At 62.9% G+C, this 20,783-nt stretch carries 18 protein-coding genes; 8 read left to right on the top strand and 10 right to left on the bottom strand.

Translation table 11 applies throughout. The features are described from left to right. Positions 1-12 precede the first annotated feature (12 nt). The 8 genes from NLX68_RS02850 to bioB form a co-directional block, all read right to left on the bottom strand. Positions 13-1,296 carry a diguanylate cyclase gene (locus NLX68_RS02850; protein WP_254282594.1) on the bottom strand — a complete coding sequence of 428 codons (1,284 nt, stop codon included), beginning with the start codon at positions 1,294-1,296 and terminating at the stop codon, positions 13-15. A 163-nt stretch (positions 1,297-1,459) separates the two neighbouring features. Continuing rightward, entirely contained in the window at positions 1,460-3,265 is a 1,806-nt protein-coding gene (locus NLX68_RS02845) for a phenylacyl-CoA dehydrogenase (protein ID WP_254282593.1), read from the bottom strand. A 269-nt stretch (positions 3,266-3,534) separates the two neighbouring features. After that, the gene (locus NLX68_RS02840) at positions 3,535-3,831 is read right to left on the bottom strand and encodes a hypothetical protein (protein ID WP_010221410.1); all 297 of its coding nucleotides are present in this window, start codon (positions 3,829-3,831) and stop codon (positions 3,535-3,537) included. 107 nt (positions 3,832-3,938) lie between these two features. Continuing rightward, positions 3,939-4,619 carry a dethiobiotin synthase gene (bioD, locus tag NLX68_RS02835; protein ID WP_010221409.1) on the bottom strand — a complete coding sequence of 227 codons (681 nt, stop codon included), beginning with the start codon at positions 4,617-4,619 and terminating at the stop codon, positions 3,939-3,941. Position 4,620: 1 nt separating this feature from the next. After that, entirely contained in the window at positions 4,621-5,445 is an 825-nt protein-coding gene (bioC, locus tag NLX68_RS02830; RefSeq protein WP_254282592.1) for a malonyl-ACP O-methyltransferase BioC, read from the bottom strand. After that, positions 5,438-6,169, bottom strand: coding sequence for an alpha/beta fold hydrolase (locus NLX68_RS02825; protein ID WP_010221406.1), 732 nt, complete (start codon positions 6,167-6,169; stop codon positions 5,438-5,440). The genes bioC and NLX68_RS02825 overlap by 8 nt, the downstream gene beginning before the upstream one ends. Continuing rightward, the gene (bioF, locus tag NLX68_RS02820; RefSeq protein ID WP_254282591.1) at positions 6,162-7,334 is read right to left on the bottom strand and encodes an 8-amino-7-oxononanoate synthase; all 1,173 of its coding nucleotides are present in this window, start codon (positions 7,332-7,334) and stop codon (positions 6,162-6,164) included. Before bioF ends, NLX68_RS02825 begins: the two co-directional genes overlap by 8 nt. 7 nt (positions 7,335-7,341) lie before the next feature. Continuing rightward, the gene (gene bioB / locus NLX68_RS02815) at positions 7,342-8,400 is read right to left on the bottom strand and encodes a biotin synthase BioB (RefSeq protein ID WP_010221404.1); all 1,059 of its coding nucleotides are present in this window, start codon (positions 8,398-8,400) and stop codon (positions 7,342-7,344) included. 89 nt (positions 8,401-8,489) lie between these two features. Here bioB and NLX68_RS02810 point away from each other — a divergent pair, with 89 nt between their 5' ends. From NLX68_RS02810 to rarD, 5 genes are all read left to right on the top strand, one after another. Next, a complete protein-coding gene (locus tag NLX68_RS02810) occupies positions 8,490-9,227 on the top strand; it encodes a ComF family protein (protein ID WP_254282590.1) in 738 nt (245 codons plus the stop codon). 59 nt (positions 9,228-9,286) lie between these two features. Then, positions 9,287-10,051, top strand: a complete 765-nt coding sequence (locus tag NLX68_RS02805) for a TOBE domain-containing protein (protein ID WP_254282589.1) — start codon at positions 9,287-9,289, stop codon at positions 10,049-10,051. 63 nt (positions 10,052-10,114) lie between these two features. Continuing rightward, the gene (locus NLX68_RS02800) at positions 10,115-12,016 is read left to right on the top strand and encodes a PhoX family phosphatase (protein WP_254282588.1); all 1,902 of its coding nucleotides are present in this window, start codon (positions 10,115-10,117) and stop codon (positions 12,014-12,016) included. 87 nt (positions 12,017-12,103) lie between these two features. Next, positions 12,104-13,078 carry a serine/threonine protein kinase gene (locus NLX68_RS02795; protein WP_010221400.1) on the top strand — a complete coding sequence of 325 codons (975 nt, stop codon included), beginning with the start codon at positions 12,104-12,106 and terminating at the stop codon, positions 13,076-13,078. Positions 13,079-13,143: 65 nt separating this feature from the next. After that, the gene (gene rarD, locus NLX68_RS02790; protein ID WP_254282587.1) at positions 13,144-14,031 is read left to right on the top strand and encodes an EamA family transporter RarD; all 888 of its coding nucleotides are present in this window, start codon (positions 13,144-13,146) and stop codon (positions 14,029-14,031) included. Positions 14,032-14,129: 98 nt separating this feature from the next. Here the strand turns inward: rarD and NLX68_RS02785 are convergent, their stop codons facing one another. Next, a complete protein-coding gene (locus NLX68_RS02785) occupies positions 14,130-14,648 on the bottom strand; it encodes a glycine cleavage system protein R (protein ID WP_010221398.1) in 519 nt (172 codons plus the stop codon). Between the two features lie 435 nt (positions 14,649-15,083). Between NLX68_RS02785 and NLX68_RS02780 the strand changes: the two genes are divergently transcribed. Next, a complete protein-coding gene (locus NLX68_RS02780) occupies positions 15,084-17,261 on the top strand; it encodes a malate synthase G (RefSeq protein ID WP_010221397.1) in 2,178 nt (725 codons plus the stop codon). Between the two features lie 109 nt (positions 17,262-17,370). Here the strand turns inward: NLX68_RS02780 and NLX68_RS02775 are convergent, their stop codons facing one another. Beyond that, the gene (locus NLX68_RS02775; RefSeq protein ID WP_010221396.1) at positions 17,371-17,811 is read right to left on the bottom strand and encodes a response regulator; all 441 of its coding nucleotides are present in this window, start codon (positions 17,809-17,811) and stop codon (positions 17,371-17,373) included. A 235-nt stretch (positions 17,812-18,046) separates the two neighbouring features. Between NLX68_RS02775 and NLX68_RS02770 the strand changes: the two genes are divergently transcribed. Both NLX68_RS02770 and NLX68_RS02765 read left to right on the top strand, forming a co-directional pair. Continuing rightward, positions 18,047-19,984 (top strand): DUF294 nucleotidyltransferase-like domain-containing protein, encoded by a 1,938-nt coding sequence (locus NLX68_RS02770; RefSeq protein ID WP_254282649.1) that lies wholly within the window; start codon positions 18,047-18,049, stop codon positions 19,982-19,984. Further along, complete coding sequence (locus NLX68_RS02765) at positions 19,981-20,691, top strand: PolC-type DNA polymerase III (protein ID WP_254282586.1); 711 nt, start codon at positions 19,981-19,983, stop codon at positions 20,689-20,691. Before NLX68_RS02770 ends, NLX68_RS02765 begins: the two co-directional genes overlap by 4 nt. The last annotated feature ends 92 nt before the right edge of the window (positions 20,692-20,783 follow it).

Raw genomic sequence — 20,783 nt, 5'->3', positions numbered from 1 at the left:
AGTCTATTTCGGTCACGCCATGCGTACCGCACCACGCCTGGCCTGAACGCCATAAGCCACGACGCAGTTACGGCCGGCGCCCTTGGCGCTGTACAGAGCCTGGTCGGCAGACTTGAGCACTTCGTCGGGTGAGCGATGATCGGCCAGGCGCTCACTGACGCCGATACTGATAGTCACCGACACACTGGAAGCCGCCGACGCGCCACGGCGCTGGCGCCCTTGCTGGTCGTCCTGGGGACGGCTGTCCTGGTTGCGCAACTGGATGTTGTAGTTGGCGATCACCTCACGCACGGCCTCAAGATGCGGCATGCACTCTTCAATGCTTTTGCCGGCGAACACCACGGCAAACTCCTCACCACCATAACGATAGGCCCGGCCACCGCCTGTGACCTTGGAAAGCTTGCTGGCCACCAGACGCAACACCTGGTCGCCAACGTCGTGACCATGGGTGTCGTTGAATTTCTTGAAGTGATCGACGTCGGTCATCGCCAACACATAATTGCGCCCCAGGCGCTGCATGCGTTCGTTGAGCGCGCGACGGCCGGGCAAACCGGTCAGCTCATCGCGAAAGGCCATTTGATAAGCCTCATGGGACACCGCCGCGGCAATCATCAGCATCACCTGGCTGCACATGATGTTCAGGGTGAAGGGCAGGATGAAGGTCTTGGGCAGCATCCAGAAGATACCGATCAGGCCAATCACCTGCGCCGCATGCAAGGGCCTTGGCTGGCGCAGGTACTGCACCACCAGCAGGATGAACGCGCAGAGGAACACCGGGTAAGCCAGCTGGATCAAGCTCATCCATTGGCCGTGTAATGACGGCCAGCGAATCTCTGCCAGCCAACCGAGCAGGGCCTGGGGGAAGCTCTGCTCCAGGCCCAGGGCGACGCTGCCGACCGCCAGCAGCACGGCAAAGCGCGCGACCATGTCCTGGAACAGGTGCGTACGCTCCTGCCAGGCGCCATACAGGGCAAACATCAGCGGCAACAGCAGGCAGACCAGGTGGAACACCACTGCCGCGTCTTCTCGGACCCGGCCGTTGTCACGGTAGAAATCAGTCTGGGTATCGAGCAGGAAGTAGGCGATATACACCGTGATCATCAGAAACAGTTCACGCTGGCGGCGGTACACGGCGCAGTAGGCGCCGCCCAGCAACAGGACCAGAGTGGGCAGGACATTGAACAGCGACGTGAAGAACACATTGAGGTCTCTCACGTAAGCGGCCGCGAGCCCTGACACCAGCAGACAGGCTGAAGGCAGGAAGTGGCTCAGGCGTACAGCGGATAAACGAAACAAGGGTAATCTCCGACCCGGCAGATCAATAATGGCATTGTGCCTTTAATGTATCGGCCGCACACATGAATAGATGAATTCACTTGGTCGGAACGGTAGGGTGGGAGCAAAGGCAAAAAAAAACGCCTGCCGGTGAGGGCAGGCGTTTTTTCTTACAGCCTTTGACTTAGTAGGAGAGACCGAAGTCCTCTTCTTTCATGTCCATCAGGTTGTTGGCGCCCGACAGCATGGTTGCCACGTGGGTACGGGTACGCGGCAGGATGCGCTGGAAGTAGAAGCGCGCGGTCTGCAGCTTGGCGGTGTAGAAGGCTTCCTCAGTGGTGCCGGCAGCCAGTTTCTCGGCAGCCAGGCGCGCCATGTCAGCCCAGAAGTAAGCCAGGCAGGCGTAACCGGAGTACATCAGGTAGTCCACCGAAGCGGCACCGACTTCTTCGCGGTCTTTCATCGCTGCCATACCGACCTTCATGGTCAGCTCGCCCCACTCTTTGTTCAGTTGGGCCAGCGGTGCTACGAACTCGCTGATCGCTTCGTTGCCTTCGTTGCCCTGGCAGAACTTGTGCACGATCTTGGTGAAGCCCTTGAGCGCTTCGCCCTGGGTCATCAGCACTTTACGGCCGAGCAGGTCCAGCGCCTGGATGCCGGTGGTGCCTTCGTACAGCATCGAGATACGGCTGTCGCGAACGTTCTGCTCCATGCCCCACTCGGCGATGAAGCCGTGGCCGCCATAGATCTGCACACCGTGGTTGGCCGCTTCGAAGCCGACTTCGGTCATGAACGCCTTGGCGATCGGCGTCATGAAGGCCAGCAGTGCGTCGGCTTTCTTCTTCTCTTCTTCGTCCTGGCTGTACTTGACGATGTCCACCTGCTTGGCGGTGAAGTAGACCATGGCGCGGTTGCCTTCGGCGAACGCCTTCATGGTCAGCAGCATGCGCCGTACGTCCGGGTGAACGATGATCGGGTCAGCGGCTTTGTCCGGCGCTTTCGGGCCAGTCAGCGAGCGCATTTGCAGACGGTCGCGAGCGTATTTCAGGCCGCCCTGGAACGCCACTTCAGCGTGGGCCAGGCCTTGCAGCGCGGTACCCAGGCGAGCGGTGTTCATGAAGGTGAACATGCAGTTCAGGCCTTTGTTGGCCGGGCCGATCAGGTAGCCGGTAGCGGCGTCGAAGTTCATCACGCAGGTGGCGTTGCCGTGGATGCCCATCTTGTGTTCGATGGAGCCACAGGACACGGCGTTGCGCTCACCGACGGTGCCTTCGGCGGTCGGCAGGAATTTCGGCACGATGAACAGCGAAATGCCTTTGGTGCCAGCCGGTGCATCGGGCAGGCGGGCCAGGACGATGTGGACGATGTTGTCGGCCATGTCGTGCTCACCGGCCGAGATGAAGATCTTGGTGCCGGTGACTTTGTAGGAACCGTCGGCCTGAGGTTCGGCCTTGGTGCGCAGCATGCCCAGGTCGGTGCCGCAGTGCGGCTCGGTCAGGCACATGGTGCCGGTCCATTCGCCGGATACCAGCTTGGTCAGGTAGGTCTCCTGCTGCTCGGCGGTGCCGTGCTCGGAGATGGTGTTCATCGCGCCATGAGACAGGCCAGGGTACATACCCCAGGACCAGTTCGACTCACCGACCATTTCGCTGACCGCCAGGCCCAGCGACTCAGGCAGCCCCTGGCCGCCGTGCTCGACGTCATGGGCCAGGCTTGGCCAGCCGCCTTCGACGAACTGCTTGTAGGCTTCCTTGAAGCCGGTCGGGGTTTTGACCCCCGACTCGCTCCAGGTGCAGCCTTCGAGGTCGCCGACACGGTTCAGCGGGGCCAGTACCTGTTCACAAAACTTGGCGCCTTCCTCGAGGATGGCGTCAACCATGTCCGGGGTGGCGTCCTGGCAAGCCGGCAGGCTCTGATAATGCGCTTCGTAGCCGAGCAGCTCGTCACGAACGAAGCGAATATCACGCAAGGGGGCTTTGTAATCAGGCATAGCGATGAACCTCTGCTGATGAATCCTGGATAGGGAGACCGCGATATACCGACCAGCTCTAGGCGGCTTTCGGTCAAACAGTTGTTTGAAACATACGTTTACGCCGAAAACTTGTCAAGCATCAAGCAGAGGGCAGTTCGGCCATGCCAGACTGCGCGATTGCCCTGGCAAAACACCCCGCAAACGCGCAGCCGAGCGCCCGCCAGCAAGGGCAAAGCGCTGATACATAAAGACTAGTTGAAGGCTCACAGAGGGCGAGCCGAAGGGGGTCAGGCGTAGGTATCGATCAAGGTACCAAGCATTTCGTCCGATGCTTTGGCCACTTTGACACCCAATTCGACCTGATGCTTGCCCAGCGCCATTTCGACGCTGCTGGTGGCCAGGTCCATCTGCTGGCTGCGATCGACCGCGCGCAGGCGCTCGGCCTGATAGTCGCTGGACTGGCTGGTGGCGGCACGCTCGACAGTGGTGTTGGCGATCTGGCTGGCAGCCTGATCGACGCGACTCTGCCCGGCCTGTATGGCGCCAAGCCCTGCGTAGAATGCTGAGTTGCCCGAGATTTCCATGTCGAAACTCCATGACCCTGAAAGCGAACAGCCTCTATTGAAGCAGACTTACCGGCAAAAGGCCCGTTGAAAACACTAATAGCAAAATGCCACACGATAGACGCGCGTCAGTCCAGCAGGTCCAGTTGCAGGTACGCCGCTACCGCTTGCGCGCTGACCTGCTTGAGCTTGGGCACCCGCCCCAGGCATGGCGCCGGTAAACGCTCGGCGAGGCTGGCGAGGTTTTCTTCCAGCCGCGAGGTGCGCGGCTCGACAATGTTGGCGACCCAGCCAGCCAGTTGCAGGCCATCGCGGGCGATGGCTTCGGCCGTGAGCAAGGCGTGGTTGATGCAGCCCAGGCGCACACCGACCACCAGAATCACCGGCAGCTTCAGGGCAACGGCCAGGTCCGACAGATTGGCCTGGCCGGACAGCGGCACGCGCCAGCCACCAGCACCTTCGATCAGGGTGAAATCGGCACCGTTGGCCAACACCTCGCGCATCGGTGTCAGCAAGGCCTGCACGCTCAAGGCGACGCCGGCTTCCCGTGCAGCCAGGTGCGGGGCAATGGCCGGCTCGAAAGCGAACGGATTGACCTGTTCATAGGGCAACTTGAGCGAGCTTTCGGCAATCAGCGCCATGGCGTCGGCATTACGCAAGCCTTTGCTGCTGAGCTCGCAACCAGACGCCACAGGTTTGGCGCCCAGGGTGCTCAACCCGGCCAGGCGTGCAGCATGCAGCAGGCCAGCGGCGATGGTGGTCTTGCCAACGTCGGTGTCGGTCCCTGCGATGAAATAGGCCGGGTTCATCTCACTCCCCTTCTACCGACGGCTTTTGCAGTACACCGTAGACCACCTGATAGGTCGCCGGTAGTCCCTGGGGCTGACGGAAGCCCTCATACGCCTGCAGCAGGCCCTGCATCCGTGCCCGCCCGGTCAGCCCGGCCGGGCGCCCCGGGTTGAGGTTGTGAGCACCGAGGGCCTTGAGCTCGTGGGTCAGGCTGCGCACATCCGGGTAGTGCAACACATGGGGCCGAGCCGCCAGGCTCAGTACCTGCAGTTCGCTTTCGCCACACAGGCGTTGATAGTCCTCAAGGCGCCGAAAACGATTGACGTGCACCAGGCCATCGACCGCCTGCCAGCTTTCGCGCAGCTCATGCAGGGTGCCGACGCAAAGACTGGCAAAAGCCAATACACCGCCTGGTTGCAGGACACGCCGGGCCTCGCTGAGCACGGCGCGAAAATCGCCACACCATTGCACCGCCAGGCTGCTGAAGATCAGCTCGACGCTGGCCTCTCGCAGCGGCAAGCGCTCGGCATCGCCTGCCACATGGTGGTGCGCCCCGCCCTGCTCCCGCGCGTGCTGGAGCATGCCTTCGGCAATATCCACAGCCACACCGGCGGCCTGGGGAAAACGGCTGTTCAGGGCGCGGCTGAAGTAGCCGGTACCGCTGCCCAAGTCCAGCCAGCGTTGCGGCTCGAATGCAGCGGGCAACTGTTCAAGCAGCGCCGCGCCCACCGCCCGCTGCAGTTCGGCAACGCTGTCGTAGCTGGCGGCAGCGCGGGAGAACGACGCTGCGACCTGACGTTTATCGGGCAAGCCGCCGGGCAGGCCCGGCTGGGAAAGATCAGTCATCGCCACTCTCATGTACAAAGGCCTTGATTGCTGCCGCCAACTCATGAGGTGTTTCCATCACAAAACCATGAGCACTGTCTTCCAGCAGCCCGACTTCCACGTCGGGCAGTATCTCCAGCAGTTCGCCGGCGACCTCCGCCGGCACCAGCCCGTCACGCCCGGCAAACAGGTGCAATTGCGGACCGCCATAGCGCTGCAGCGCGGCACGGGTATCGAGCTGGCCAAGGACTTCGAGCCCCGCCACCAACACTTCCGGAGCCGGAGCTGGCATCCCCGCGCTGAGCAGGCGGGCCAGGCTGCGCGGGTCTTCGGCGCCCTGGCTGCACAACGAAACGAAGCGCTTGAGGGTGACCTGGGTGTGATAGCGGCAACCTTCGAGGAAGGTCTGGAAGGTATCCACCGCCATGCCGTGCGGCCAGTCCGGGCGGCTGACAAAACTGAGGTTGCTGCCCAGGGTGATCAACCCATGACAGTCATCGCCGCGCCGCGCGGCCAGTTCGGCGGCGAGCATGCCGCCCAGCGACCAGCCGCCCAGCCAGGCATGGCGCGGCAACTGCCGATCGAGCTTGTCGAGCCAGTCCTCGGGGTTGCTGGACACCAGGCTGGGCAAGGCCTGGATTTCGACCCGCAAGCCAGGGTCGATGGCCCGCAAGGTCGCCACCAAGGGCTGCAAGGCAGAACTGCCCAGGCCCCAGCCCGGCAACAGGATCAGATGGTTACGCATCAGCAGGCTCCAGCAGCGGATAACAGTCAGCCAATGCATTCAACAATAGCTGCACCTGCGCCGGGCTGTGTGCCGCGCTCAAGGTCACACGCAAGCGGGCGCTGCCGGCAGGCACGGTCGGCGGGCGGATCGCGGTGACCAGCAAGCCACGCTCGCGAAGCATCTGCGACAGGCGCAAGGCCCGCGTGCTGTCGCCGATCAGGATCGGCTGGATCGGCGTGAAGCTGTCCATCAGTTGCAGGCCGATCTGCTCGGCGCCGCTACGAAACTGCTGAATCAACGCCGCCAGGTGCTCGCGACGCCAATGCTCGCCGCGCAGCAGTTCCAGGCTGCGCAGGGTGGCGCACGCCAGGGCCGGAGGCTGGCTGGTGGTATAGATGTAGGGCCGGGCGAACTGGATCAGGCACTCGATCAGCTCGTCGCTGCCGGCGACAAATGCACCCGCGGTGCCGCAGGCTTTGCCCAGGGTGCCAATCAGTACCGGTACCTGCTCAAGACTCAGGCCGAAATGCTCGACGATACCGCCGCCGTTGCGCCCCAGGGTGCCCAGGCCATGGGCATCGTCGACCATCAGCCAGGCGTCGCGGGCATTGGCCACCGCAGCCAGGGCAGGCAAATCGGCCAGGTCGCCGTCCATGCTGAACACCCCGTCGGTCACCACCAGGGTGTTGCCGACGGCCTTGTCCAGGCGGTTGGCGAGGCTCTCGGCATCGTTGTGCAGGTAGCGATTGAAACGCGCACCGCTGAGCAGGCCGGCATCGAGCAGCGAGGCATGGTTGAGACGGTCCTGCAGCACCGTGTCGCCCTGCCCGACCAGCGCCGTCAAGGCACCCAGGTTGGCCATGTAGCCGGTGGAAAACAGCAGCGCCCGCGGCCGCCCGGTCAATTCGGCCAAGGCCTCTTCCACCGCGTGATGGGGACTGCTGTGGCCGATCACCAGGTGCGAAGCACCGCCGCCGACACCCCAGCGCTCGGCACCGGCGCGCCAGGCTGCGATCACTTGCGGATGATTGGCCAGGCCCAGGTAGTCGTTGCTGCAAAACGCCAACAACGGCTGGCCATCGACCACCACTTCCGGGCCCTGCGGGCTTTGCAGCAGCGGGCGCTGACGGTACAGGTCAGCGGCGCGGCGTTGCTCCAGCCGCGCGCGAAGATCAAACGCCATGGCTGCCTCAGGCCGAGGCGGCGTTGTAGAACAGCTCGCTGCTCTTCTGCTCCACCAGTGCCTGCTCGATGGCCGCCTGATGGACTTCGTCGGCGTGCTCTTCACGGGCTTCCGGCTGGATGCCCAGGCGTGCGAACAGTTGCATGTCCTTGTCAGCTTGCGGGTTGGCGGTGGTCAGCAGTTTCTCGCCGTAGAAGATCGAGTTGGCGCCGGCGAAGAAGGCCAGGGCCTGCATCTGCTCATTCATCGCTTCACGGCCAGCGGACAACCGCACGTGGGACTTGGGCATAAGAATCCGGGCCACGGCGAGCATGCGGATGAAGTCGAACGGGTCGACTTCTTCGGCGTTCTCCAGCGGCGTGCCGGCGACCTTCACCAGCATGTTGATCGGCACCGACTCCGGGTGTTCCGGCAGGTTGGCGAGCTGGATCAGCAAGCCGGCGCGATCGTCCAGCGACTCGCCCATGCCGAGGATGCCGCCCGAGCAGATCTTCATCCCGGCATCGCGCACGTAAGCCAGGGTCTGCAGGCGATCACTGTAGGTGCGGGTGGTGATGATACTGCCGTAGAACTCCGGCGAGGTGTCGAGGTTGTGGTTGTAGTAGTCAAGCCCGGCCTCGGCCAGCGCCTGGGTTTGCTCCAGGTCGAGCTTGCCGAGGGTCATGCAGGTTTCCAGGCCCATGGCCTTGACCCCTTTGACCATCTGCAACACGTAAGGCATGTCCTTGGCCGACGGGTGCTTCCAGGCGGCGCCCATGCAAAAGCGCGTCGAGCCGATGGCTTTGGCCCGGGCTGCCTCTTCGAGGACCTTCTGCACTTCCATCAGCTTCTGTTTTTCCAGCCCGGTGTTGTAGTGGCCGGACTGCGGACAATATTTGCAATCTTCCGGGCAGGCGCCGGTCTTGATCGACAGCAGCGTCGAGACCTGCACGCGGTTGGCGTCGAAATGCGCGCGGTGCACGGTTTGCGCCTGGAACAGCAAGTCATTGAACGGTTGCTGGAACAGGGCTTTGACCTCGGCCAGGGACCAGTCGTGACGTGTTGTTGCAGTTGTGCTGGCGCTCATCGGCGATTCCTTGTTTAGGCTTGTACAGGCGCCGGCACAGAAAACCCCGCCAGCGCATCACGGATAGCTCGCATAGTTAAGGAAGGCTGATGCACTGTCAACCACAAGCCAAAACACGGGTTTACAATTGGCTGTTTAATAACCAATACTGTTTACTTTGCAATGAAGCGGCCGAGCAACCCTACCCACTGTGCATCGCCTGCGAGAGCGAACTGCCCTGGCTGGGCGAGCATTGCCAGGTCTGTGCCCTGCCGCTACCCATGCACGGCCTGGTCTGCGGCCAGTGCAGCCGGCGCCCGCCGGCCTTCTATCGGGTCGAGGCGCCCTGGTACTACGGCTTCCCGGTCGATGCGCTGGTTACCCGCTTCAAGCACAATAGCCAGTGGCCGCTGGGCCGCCTGCTCGCGCAACTGCTCGGGCGCTGGTTGAGCCACCGCTTTGACGAAGGGCTACCGCGCCCGGCTTTGTTGCTGCCGGTACCGCTGTCAAGGCGGCGATTGCGTCAGCGCGGCTACAATCAGGCGGGTATGTTGGCTAACTGGTTGGCACAACAACTGGGCATTCGCTGCAGCGAACAGGTGCTCACCCGCACCTTCGATACCCCGGCCCAGCAAGGTCTCAAGGCCCAGGCACGCAAACGCAACCTGCGCCAGGCCTTTGCCGTGCACCACAGCCCGATGATTGCCGGGCGTCATGTCGCGCTGGTGGATGACGTACTGACCACTGGCGCCACCGCCCAGGCATTGGCCAGCCTGTTGCTCAAGGCCGGCGCCCGGCGGGTCGATGTCTACTGCCTGGCGCGCACCGCCAAGCCCGGCAGCGCTTGACTTGGGCGCGGGGTGCGGGCACTTTCGGGCTGATTCCCCACTGGTGCCCGTTGCCGCTTATGTCCCTGCCTGCCCTGCTCACCCAGCACATCGTCCGCCGCCCGCAGCGTATTGCCTTGCTGCAACACATTGCCGAACAAGGCTCGATCACCCGTGCGGCGAAAAGCGCCGGCATGAGTTACAAGGCGGCCTGGGATGCCATCGACGAACTCAACAACCTGGCCGCCAGCCCACTGGTGGAACGCAGTGTTGGTGGGCGCGGCGGCGGTGGGGCGAAACTGTCTGCCGAGGGCCAGCGGGTGCTGCGCCTGTACCAGCGCTTGCAGGCCCTGCAGGCGCAGATCCTTGAAGCGGCCGAAGACGCCAGCGATCTCGACCTGCTCGGCCGCCTGATGCTGCGCACCAGCGCGCGCAACCAGCTGCACGGGCGCATCAGCTCGATCGAGGCCCAGGGCCGCTATGACCGCATCAGCCTGACCCTGGCGGGCGAGCTGCGCATCGATGCCCAGATCACCCACGACAGTACCGGACGCCTTGAACTGAGCCCGGGTACCGCAGTAGTGGCGCTGATCAAGGCGGGCTGGCTCGAACTGCTGGACCTCGATCAACAGCCAGCCGAGGGCTACAACTGCTTGCCAGTCAAGGTCGATGCCTTGCTTGAAGACACCGAGGGGCCGACCGAAGTGCGTCTGCTCCTGGCCAGCGGGCAAACCCTGTGTGCTTTCGCCGACGCACACTGGCTACAAGACCATCAGGTCATTGTCGGCAGTGACCTGCAGGTGCAATTTCAGCCTTCTTACGTGCTTCTTGGAACGCCGCTGTAAAACTGCCACAAAAATGTCATGGACCCTGACTAAGGTGACTGCCAAACCCGCAGGAAGCCTGTCATGCACCTACTAGAAGAACATCAGCCAACCGACCTCGAACAGCTGACCAGCCTCAGCCGCCGCCGCTTCATCGGCGCCGGCGCGCTGTGCGGCGCAGCGCTGTTTCTCGGCGGCAATTTGCTCAGCCGCAGCGTACTGGCAGCCAGCGTCAGCGCCGGCAACAGCAGCCTGCTGGGCTTTGCCAGCATCGCCGCCGCCACCGCCGACAGCATCAGCCTGCCGCCTGGTTACAAAGCCTCGGTATTGATCAGCTGGGGCCAGCCACTGCATGCCGGCGCCCCGGCCTTCGATCCTTCCGGCAACGGCAGCGCCCAGGCCCAGGAACTGCAGTTCGGCGACCACAATGACGGCATGAGCCTGTTCCCCTTCCCCGGCGACGCCAATCGCGCGCTGATGGCGATCAACAACGAATACACCAACTACCGATACCTGTTCAGCCACGGCGGCAAACCGGCCTCTGCTGAAGAAGTGCACAAAGCCCAGGCCGCCGAAGGGGTGTCGGTGATCGAAGTGCAGCGCCGCGATGGCCAGTGGCAGTTCGTCCAGGATTCGCCCTACAACCGGCGCATCCATGGCAACACGCCAATCAGCATCAGCGGCCCGGCCGCCGGCGATGCCCTGCTTAGAACCGCGACCGACAACAGCGGGCGCAAGGCACTGGGCACCTTCCAGAACTGCGCCAACGGCAAAACGCCGTGGGGCACCTACCTGACCTGCGAAGAGAACTTCACCGACTGCTTCGGCAGCAGTGATCCGGCCCAGGCCTTCGATGCCGCCCAAAAGCGCTACGGTGCCTCGGTCACAGGCAAGGAGGTCGACTGGCATCAGCACGACCCACGTTTCGACCTGGCGAAGAACCCCAACGAACTGAACCGTCATGGCTGGGTGGTGGAAATCGATCCGTTCAACCCGCAGTCGACCCCGGTCAAGCGCACCGCCCTGGGCCGTTTCAAGCACGAGAATGCCGCCCTGGCCGAGACCCGCGATGGCCGCGCCGTGGTGTACATGGGCGACGACGAGCGTGGCGAGTTCATTTACAAGTTCATCAGCCGCGACCGCATCGACCACAAGAATGCCAACGCCAACCGCAACCTGCTGGACCACGGCACCTTATACGTGGCGCGCTTCGACGATGGCGACCATAGCCTTGATCATCCGCGCGGCAAGGGCCAGTGGCTGGAGCTGACCCATGGCAAGAACGGCCTCAACGCCGCCAACGGTTTTGCCAGCCAGGCCCAGGTACTGATTCATGCGCGCCTGGCCGCCAGCCATCTCAAGGCCACGCGTATGGACCGCCCGGAATGGATCGTGGTCAGCCCCAAGGACGGCCAGGTGTATTGCACCCTGACCAACAACGTCAAACGCGGAGAAGAAGGCCAGCCGGTCGGCGGCCCCAACCCGCGCGAGAAAAATCTCTATGGGCAGATTCTGCGCTGGCGTGAAAACGCCGATGACCATGGTGCGATGAATTTCGACTGGGACCTGTTTGTGGTGGCCGGTAATCCATCGGTGCATGCCGGTGAGGCCAAGGCAGGCTCTGCCAACATCACCCCGCAGAACATGTTCAATAGCCCGGATGGCCTGGGTTTCGATGCTGAGGGCCGCTTGTGGATCCTGACTGACGGCGACTACAGCAACAGCGGCGATTTTGCCGGCATGGGCAACAACCAGATGCTTTGCGCCGACCCGGTCACTGGGGAAATCCGCCGCTTCATGGTCGGCCCGGTGGCGTGTGAGGTGACGGGTATCGCTTTTGCCCCGGATCAGCGCACCTTGTTCGTGGGTATCCAGCACCCGGGGGAAACCGGTGGTTCGACCTTTCCCGAGCACCTGCCCAATGGCAAGCCTCGGTCGTCGGTGATGGCGATCAGCAGGGAGGACGGCGGGGTCGTTGGGGCTTGAGCCTGTGCAGCCGGCTCCCACACGAGCCGGCGATGTGCGATACCATGCAGGAACCTTGCGGCGACCTGCCGCACAGCAGGAGCGAGCATGTCCCACCCCTTTGAAACACTCACCCCCGACCTGGTCCTGGACGCCGTGGAAAGCATCGGTTTTCTCAGCGACGCCCGGGTACTGGCACTCAACAGCTACGAGAACCGGGTCTACCAGGTGGGCATCGAAGGGGCTGAACCACTGATCGCCAAGTTCTACCGCCCGGACCGCTGGAGCGACGCGGCGATCCTCGAAGAACACAGCTTTACCGCTGAACTGGCCGAATGCGAAGTGCCGGTGGTGGCGCCACTTATCCATAACGGCAAAACCCTGTTCGAACACAGCGGCTTTCGCTTCACCCTGTTCCCGCGCCGTGGCGGCCGGGCGCCGGAGCCGGGCAACCTCGATCAGCTGTATCGCCTCGGGCAACTGCTCGGTCGTCTGCATGGGGTCGGCGCCACCCGCCCGTTCGAGCATCGCGAAGCACTGGCCGTGGATAACTTCGGCCACGCCTCGCTCAATACCCTGCTCGAAGGCAACTTCATCCCCAAAAGCCTGCTGCCGGCCTTCGAGTCGGTGGCCCGCGACCTGCTCAAGCGGGTCGAGGCGATTTACGCCAGTACCCCGCACCAGGTCATTCGCCTGCACGGCGACTGCCACCCGGGCAACATGATGTGTCGCGACGAGGTGTTTCACATCGTCGACCTCGATGACTGCCGCATGGGCCCGGCGGTACAGGATCTGTGGATGATGCTCGCCGGCGAGCGCCACGAACGCCTGGGCCAGTTGGCCGAGCTGATGGATGGCTACAACGAGTTCCACGATTTCGACCCGCGCGAACTGGCCCTGATCGAACCTTTGCGGGCCCTGCGCCTGTTGCACTACAGCGCCTGGCTGGCCCGGCGCTGGGACGATCCGGCATTCCCGCGCAGCTTCCCCTGGTTCGGCCAGGAGCGTTACTGGGGCGACCAGATCCTCGCCCTGCGCGAGCAGATCGCTGCGCTGGATGAAGAACCGCTGAAATTGTTCTGAAGCGCGCGTGAGTCTGTCTACAATAGCCCCCTGCTTTTAGATAGCTGCCTAAGCAAGGAATCTGCATGCACGCCGCCAACCCGCGCCGCGGGTACATCCTGGGCCTGAGCGCCTACATCATCTGGGGCTTGTTCCCGCTCTACTTCAAAGCGCTGCAAAGCGTCCCCGCAGTGGAAATCATCGTCCATCGGGTGCTCTGGTCGGCGTTGTTCGGCTCGTTGCTGCTGCTGGTCTGGAAGCATCCGGGCTGGCTGCGCGAACTGCGCGAAAACCCCAAACGCCTGGCGATCCTGGCCTTGAGCGGCTCGCTGATCGCCGGCAACTGGTTGACCTACGTGTGGTCGGTGAACAACGGGCGCATGCTCGAAGCCAGCCTGGGCTACTACATCAACCCGCTGGTCAACGTGCTGCTCGGCATGCTCCTGCTCGGTGAGCGCTTGCGCCGCCTGCAGTGGATTGCCGTGGGCCTGGCCGCGCTCGGGGTGGCCCAACAGGTCTGGCAAGTGGGCAGCCTGCCCTGGGTGTCGTTGGTGCTGGCATTGAGCTTTGGCTTCTACGGCCTGATCCGCAAGCAGGCGCCGGTAGCCGCCCTGCCCGGGCTGGTGGTCGAGACCTGGATGCTGGTGCCGCTGGCCATCGGCTGGATGCTGCTCAACCCCATGGCGCACAGTGCCCAGGCAAGCTTCTATACCAGCAGCGAAGCGCTCTGGCTGATAGCCGCAGGGCCAGTCACGCTGGTACCCCTGGTGTGTTTCAACGCCGCCGCGCGGCACCTGCCCTATACCACCCTGGGCTTCTTGCAGTACCTGGCCCCCACCCTGGTACTGCTGCAGGCGGTGTGGCTGTTTGACGAGCACCTGTCGAGCAGCACCCTGGTGGCCTTCATGTTCATCTGGGCAGGCCTGGCGCTGTATAGCGTGGATGCCTGGTTGAGCCTGCGCCGGCGCAGATGATCAAAAAATGCACGAAGCTTTGCAGGCCACGCAATCTGTGGCCTGCAGTGACATCTCCCAAGGTTATCCACAGGCGCATCCCCGATAAACCGGGATAACTAATCCTCTGGGCGCAGGTTCAATTCCACCATCAGGTCGTCGGCCAAGGCTTCCAGTTTGTGCTGCAGGACATCCAGCGACAGCGTCAGCGGCACCGCCAGCAAGGCATCGGCATGGAACAGCGGCTCGCTGCTCATCGGTGCCGGGCGCACCTCGGTGGTCAAGCGCTCGACGTTGACGCCCTGATCGGCCAGCAGCCGGGTGATGTCGCGGACGATACCCGGGCGGTCATTGCCCACCAGCTCCATGGCGATCGGCTTCCAGGTGCAGGACGGCTCGATACCGCTTTCGGCGATCAATACACGAATATCGTGCTTGCCCAAGGCCTGTAGCGCCTCGACCAGTTCATCGTAGGACTCGGCCGGTACCGCTACCTTGAGAATGCCGGCAAATTGCCCGGCCATCCGCGACATGCGGCTCTCCAACCAGTTACCGTTATGCTCGGCAATGCATTCAGCGATACGCTCGACCTGCCCGGCCTTGTCGGGGGCGATCACTGTCAATACGAGATGATCCACGCGGCAACCCTCTGCATTTAACGTTCAGCCCCTGAAATCAAAGGGCGCGGAGAAAGTATAGGCAAGGCGCGGCAACCTGCCGCAGGAGCTTCGAATGACTAATCGTGTACTGTTTCAAGATTTATCTGGAACAATCTGCCGGTTTTTTGAGAACATACCGACTCCCAGCGTGACCCCATGCGACCAATTGGTCGCAGAACGACGTATTTAGTCTAATTTTCACAACCGCAGCGCATCATGTAGTATGCCGCAGCGCGGACTACAAAACGTTGGATCGATGTCTGCCAAGGCGCCTGTGAAAATACGCCAACGCCCGCCAGCCTGTCTGGCAGGCCGCACCCAGCCGCCCGCGAGGGCATGTTCTGGTGCCGTGTTTAGAGAAGCGCGCAAGGCTTAAATAGAAGAGCTGAATAGCTGAGCAGAGTGAGGCAAGCAATGACTGAACACGTTCAAGTCGGTGGCCTTCAGGTCGCCAAAGTCCTGTTCGACTTCGTGAACAACGAAGCCATTCCCGGAACCGGCGTCAGCGCCGAGCAATTCTGGGTGGGTGCGGAAAAGATCATCAACGACCTCGCTCCAAAGAACAAAGCACTGCTGGCCAAACGTGACGCACTGCAGGCGCAGATCGACGCCTGGCACCAGGCGCGCAAAGGCCAGGCTCACGATGCCGTGGCTTACAAAGCCTTCCTTCAGGACATCGGTTACCTGCTGCCAGAAGCTGCAGACTTCCAGGCCTCGACCCAGAACGTCGATGACGAAATCGCTCGCATGGCCGGCCCGCAGCTGGTAGTGCCGGTCATGAATGCCCGCTTCGCCCTGAACGCCTCCAACGCCCGTTGGGGTTCGCTGTACGACGCACTGTATGGCACTGACGCCATCAGCGAAGCCGGCGGCGCGGAGAAAGGCAAAGGCTACAACAAGGTCCGCGGCGACAAGGTGATTGCCTTCGCCCGCGCCTTCCTCGACGAATCGGCGCCACTGGCCGCCGGCTCCCATGTCGACTCCACGGCTTACCGCATTGAAGGCGCCAAGTTGGTTGTCGCCCTCAAGGGTGGCAGCAACAGCGGCCTGCGCGATGACGCCCAGTTGATCGGTTACCAGGGCGACGCCTCGGCGCCGACCGCGATCCTGCTCAAGCACAACGGCCTGCACTTCGAGATCCAGATCGACGCCAGCACCCCGGTCGGCCAGACCGACGCCGCCGGCGTCAAGGACGTGCTGATGGAAGCCGCCCTGACCACCATCATGGACTGCGAAGACTCGGTCGCCGCCGTCGACGCCGACGACAAGGTGGTGATCTACCGCAACTGGCTGGGCCTGATGAAAGGCGACCTGGCTGAAAGCGTCAGCAAAGCGGGCCAGACCTTCACCCGGACCATGAACCCGGACCGCGAATACACCGCGCCAAACGGTGGCTCGCTCAGCCTGCACGGCCGTTCGCTGCTGTTCGTGCGTAACGTCGGTCACCTGATGACCATCGATGCCATTCTCGACAAAGACGGCAACGAAGTGCCGGAAGGTATCCTCGATGGCCTGGTCACCAGCCTGGCCTCGATCCACAACCTCAACGGCAACACCAGCCGCAAGAACAGCCGCACCGGCTCCATGTACATCGTCAAACCGAAGATGCATGGCCCGGAAGAAGCCGCGTTCACCAACGAGCTGTTCGGCCGTATCGAAGATGCCCTGGGCCTCAAGCGCAACACCCTGAAGGTCGGCATCATGGATGAGGAGCGCCGCACCACGGTCAACCTCAAGGCCTGTATCAAAGCTGCCAGCGAGCGCGTAGTGTTCATCAACACCGGCTTCCTCGACCGTACCGGTGACGAGATCCACACCTCCATGGAAGCCGGCGCCGTCGTGCGCAAGGGCGCCATGAAGACCCAGAAGTGGATCGGCGCCTACGAGAACTCCAACGTCGACATCGGCCTGGCCACCGGCCTGCAAGGCCGCGCCCAGATCGGTAAAGGCATGTGGGCCATGCCGGACCTGATGGCCGACATGCTCGAGCAGAAGATCGCCCACCCGCTGGCCGGTGCCAACACCGCCTGGGTGCCGTCGCCGACTGCCGCGGCCCTGCACGCCCTGCACTACCACAAGGTTGACGTGTTCGCCCGCCAGGCGGAACTGGCCAAGCGTGCACCGGCTTCGGTCGATGACATCCTGACCATCCCGCTGGCGACCGACACCAACTGGTCGGACGAAGAAAAGCGCAACGAGCTGGACAACAATGCCCAGGGCATCCTCGGTTATGTGGTGCGCTGGATCGACCAGGGTGTGGGCTGCTCGAAAGTGCCGGACATCAACGATGTCGGCCTGATGGAAGACCGCGCCACCCTGCGGATTTCCGCGCAGTTGCTGGCCAACTGGCTGCGTCATGGCGTGGTGACTGAAGCGCAGATCCTTGAAAGCCTCAAGCGCATGGCGCCGGTGGTCGACAAGCAGAACGCCAACGACCCGCTGTACCGCCCGCTGGCACCGGACTTCGACAACAACATCGCCTTCCAGGCGGCAGTCGAACTGGTCGTCGAAGGCACCAAGCAACCGAACGGTTATACCGAGCCGGTACTGCATCGTCGTCGTCGTGAGTTCAAGGCCAAGAACGGTCTGTAACATCCTCGGGGGCTGCTTTGCAGCCCCATCGCTGGCAAGCCAGCTCCCACAGGGTCGGTGAATGCAGTCCCTGTGGGAGCTGGCTTGCCAGCGATGAGGCCAGACCTGTCTAAGAAATCCCCAGTTCCCTGCGCACCAACCTCACCAGCTTGTCCAGATCGATCGGCTTGAGCAGAAAGTCGACGACGCTCAAGTGCATCGCCTCGATGGCGTCCTTCACATCCGCAGCCCCTGACACAATGATGATCGGCATCGCCGCGCGCTCCGAGTCGCGTATGTGTCGAATCAGCTCCAGACCACCGAACGTGCCCATGCGCAGGTCGGTGATCACCAGGCCAATACCCCGCTCCTTGTCCAGACACTCCAGTGCCTGCTGGCCGCTGTCGGCGGTCAGGCATTTGAACCGCTTGGAACTCAGGTACCTGGCCAACGCTTCGCGGGCCACCCGGTTGTCATCAACGATCAATACCTTCGGCGCCGCCGACCGCGCCGTTACCGAGGCCAGCGCCTCACGCTCGGCCTCGCTCAGAATGTTTTCGTGGTCGGACATGGCTGTCTCATCATCAATGACCTGCTGAATGTCCTTTGAATCAAGTTCAGACTGCATTGAGATTAGTTGCAAACTGCCTTTCGTCGGGTAGTTGACACAATACGCAGCACTTCAACGCCCTGAAGCGGTGTATAGACTTACGTCCAATGGGCACTGAGCAGCCCGCGACCGACCATGAACAACGAAAACAACAAGGTCGATGGTCACAGCTCGACACAAAGACGCGGTAATGCTCATGAGCAAAATGGACGCCTTCGCCCAGGCAGGAAAGACTGCAGTGATGCAGAACATCCAGGGGACCATGCAGTTTTTGCAACGCTTTCCACCGTTCAATCAGATGGAGAACGCCCACCTGGCGTTTCTCGTCGAACAGTGCCAACTGCGCTTCTATGCGGCCAATGACAGTATCATCAAGCCCTGCGACGGTCCGGTCGAGCACTTCTACATCGTTAAGCAAGGCCGGGTGATCGGCGAGCGCCAGCACGTCACCCGCCCCGGCACCGAAACCACTTTCGAGATCACCAGCGGCGAGTGCTTCCCCCTGGCCGCCCTGCTCGGCGAACGGGCTACCCGCACCGAACACCTGGCCGGCGAAGACACCTTCTGCCTGCAATTGAACAAGGCCGCGTTCATCCGCCTGTTCACCCTGTCCGAAGCGTTTCGCGACTTTGCCCTGCGCGGGGTCAGCAGCCTGCTCGATCAGGTCAACCAGCAGGTCCAGCGCCGTGCGGTAGAAACCCTCGGCAACCAGTATTCACTGAACACCCGCCTGGGCGAACTGGCCATGCGTCATCCGGTGGTCTGCGATCCGGCCACACCGCTGCGTGAGGCCGTACGTCTGATGCACGAGCAGCAGGTCGGCAGCATTGCCATTGTCGATGAGCAACGCTTCCCGATCGGTATCTTCACCCTGCGCGACCTGCGCCAGGTGGTGGCCGATGCCAGCGCCGACTTCACCCAGCCGATCAGCCGGCACATGACCGCCTCACCTTTCTACCTGAGCCCGCAGGCCAGCGCCTTCGATGCCGCCATCGCCATGACCGAGCGGCATATTGCCCACGTCTGCCTGGTCGAAGAGCGGCGCTTGTGCGGTGTGGTGTCCGAGCGCGATCTGTTCTCCCTGCAACGGGTCGATCTGGTCCATCTGGCACGCACCATCCGCCATGCCAGCCGGGTCGAAAACCTGGTGTCGCTGCGCGGCGAGATCAGCCAACTGGTCGAGCGCATGCTGGCCCACGGTGCTTCGTCTACGCAGATCACCCAGATCATCACCCTGCTCAATGACCATACCGTATGCCGGGTCATCGAGCTGGCGATCGAAGACAAGGGTGACCCGGGCGTGCCGTTCAGCTGGCTTTGCTTTGGCAGTGAAGGGCGCCGCGAACAGACCCTGCACACCGACCAGGACAACGGCATTATTTTCGAAGCGCGCGATGCCGCCCATGCCGCCGACATTCGCGGCCGCCTGCTGCCGCTGGCCCAACACATCAACCAGGGCCTGGCGCAGTGCGGCTTCAGCCTGTGCAAGGGCAACATCATGGCCGGCAACCCCGAACTGTGCCTGTCCCGCGCGGAATGGGCACGGCGCTTTGCCGCTTTCATTCGCGAAGCCACGCCGGAAAACCTGCTGGCTTCAAGCATCTACTTCGACCTGCGAGTGGTCTGGGGCGATGAACAGGCCTGTGAACAACTGCGCCAGAGCATCCTCGAGCAAGTGGCCGACAACCGTCTGTTCCAGCGCATGATGGCCGAGAATGCCCGGCGTCAGCGGCCGCCGGTGGGGCGTTTTCGTGAGTTCGTGCTGACCCGCCAGGGCAATGACAAAGCCGCCACCCTCGACCTCAAGGTCCAGGGCCTGACGCCGTTTGTCGATGGCGCACGCCTGCTGGCCCTGGCCAATGGCATCGGTGCCAACAACACGCTGGAGCGCCTGCGCCAGTTGGTGGCCAAGGAAGTGATCGACCCGCTCGACGGCGCCGCTTATGAGGAGGCCTACCACTTCATCCAGCAAACCCGCATGCAGCAACATCAACTGCAGAGCCGGCAAAACCTGCCGTACTCCAACCGAGTCGACCCCGACAGCCTCAACCACCTGGACCGGCGCATCCTGCGCGAGTCCCTGCGCCAGGCCCAGCGCCTGCAAAGCAGCCTGGCCCTGCGGTACCAGCTATGAGCCTGTTTGCCTGGCTGCGCCCCAGCCAACCGCGGCTCGACGAACACCTGCGCCAGCGCGTGGAGCAACTGACGGCCCCGGCACCACTGGCCGAACACAGCCTGCGCCAGCAGCGCTGGGTGGTGCTCGACCTGGAAACCAGCGGCCTGAATCTCAACCGTGACCAGGTGCTGTCGATCGGCGCGGTGGTGATCGAAGACGGCGCCATCGACTTCAGTCAGCAGTTCGAGCGCACGCTGAACCAGCGCGATCACAAGCTCACCTCCAGCGTGCTGATCCACGGCCTGGGCCCCAGTGCCATCGCTGCAGGTTGCGAGCCGGCCGAAGCCCTGCTCGCGCTGATGGACTTTATCGGCGACAGCCCGCTGCTGGCCTTTCATGCGCCCTTCGACCAGCGCATGCTCGGCCGCGCCCTGAAAGACCACCTGGGCTGTCGCCTGCAGCATCCGTTCCTGGATGTCGCCGAGCTGGCCCCCCTGCTCAACCCGCAGGTCACCCTGCGCGAAGCCGGGCTGGACGACTGGACCGCCTACTTCGGCCTGCAAGCCGCCGAGCGCCATAACGCCAGTGCCGATGCCATGGTGACTGCCGAGCTGGCGCTGATCCTGTTCAGCCAGGCCCGGCGCCAGCAACTGGACAGCCCGGCGCTGCTTGACCAGCAACTGCAGCGGCTGCGCAGGCGTCGGCAACAAAGTCATGGCTTTTAAGCATCATCCGATGAGTGTGAATTGCGTCTGATGGGGAGCTTCTGCGACAATCGCGAATAATTCTCGTTAGTTAACGCATCTTTTCGGGGAAC

Source organism: Pseudomonas sp. SBB6, assembly GCF_024213215.1.
GTDB lineage: Bacteria > Pseudomonadota > Gammaproteobacteria > Pseudomonadales > Pseudomonadaceae > Aquipseudomonas > Aquipseudomonas donghuensis.
Note: the sequence above shows the minus strand (reverse complement) of the source record. Positions and strands in the feature narration are given on the sequence as shown.

What these genes read in the sequence shown, in the direction of transcription:
- NLX68_RS02840 (WP_010221410.1), bottom strand. Translation starts at nt 3,831, where the DNA reads ATGGAAATCTCGGGCAACTCAGCATTCTACGCAGGGCTTGGCGCCATA.
- NLX68_RS02805 (WP_254282589.1), top strand. Translation starts at nt 9,287, where the DNA reads ATGTCCCTGCCTGCCCTGCTCACCCAGCACATCGTCCGCCGCCCGCAG.
- NLX68_RS02770 (WP_254282649.1), top strand. Translation starts at nt 18,047, where the DNA reads ATGAGCAAAATGGACGCCTTCGCCCAGGCAGGAAAGACTGCAGTGATG.
- NLX68_RS02780 (WP_010221397.1), top strand. Translation starts at nt 15,084, where the DNA reads ATGACTGAACACGTTCAAGTCGGTGGCCTTCAGGTCGCCAAAGTCCTG.
- NLX68_RS02845 (WP_254282593.1), bottom strand. Translation starts at nt 3,265, where the DNA reads ATGCCTGATTACAAAGCCCCCTTGCGTGATATTCGCTTCGTTCGTGAC.
- NLX68_RS02825 (WP_010221406.1), bottom strand. Translation starts at nt 6,169, where the DNA reads ATGCGTAACCATCTGATCCTGTTGCCGGGCTGGGGCCTGGGCAGTTCT.
- bioF (WP_254282591.1), bottom strand. Translation starts at nt 7,334, where the DNA reads ATGGCGTTTGATCTTCGCGCGCGGCTGGAGCAACGCCGCGCCGCTGAC.
- rarD (WP_254282587.1), top strand. Translation starts at nt 13,144, where the DNA reads ATGCACGCCGCCAACCCGCGCCGCGGGTACATCCTGGGCCTGAGCGCC.
- NLX68_RS02800 (WP_254282588.1), top strand. Translation starts at nt 10,115, where the DNA reads ATGCACCTACTAGAAGAACATCAGCCAACCGACCTCGAACAGCTGACC.
- NLX68_RS02810 (WP_254282590.1), top strand. Translation starts at nt 8,490, where the DNA reads ATGCACTGTCAACCACAAGCCAAAACACGGGTTTACAATTGGCTGTTT.
- bioB (WP_010221404.1), bottom strand. Translation starts at nt 8,400, where the DNA reads ATGAGCGCCAGCACAACTGCAACAACACGTCACGACTGGTCCCTGGCC.
- NLX68_RS02775 (WP_010221396.1), bottom strand. Translation starts at nt 17,811, where the DNA reads ATGTCCGACCACGAAAACATTCTGAGCGAGGCCGAGCGTGAGGCGCTG.
- bioD (WP_010221409.1), bottom strand. Translation starts at nt 4,619, where the DNA reads ATGAACCCGGCCTATTTCATCGCAGGGACCGACACCGACGTTGGCAAG.
- bioC (WP_254282592.1), bottom strand. Translation starts at nt 5,445, where the DNA reads ATGACTGATCTTTCCCAGCCGGGCCTGCCCGGCGGCTTGCCCGATAAA.
- NLX68_RS02765 (WP_254282586.1), top strand. Translation starts at nt 19,981, where the DNA reads ATGAGCCTGTTTGCCTGGCTGCGCCCCAGCCAACCGCGGCTCGACGAA.
- NLX68_RS02795 (WP_010221400.1), top strand. Translation starts at nt 12,104, where the DNA reads ATGTCCCACCCCTTTGAAACACTCACCCCCGACCTGGTCCTGGACGCC.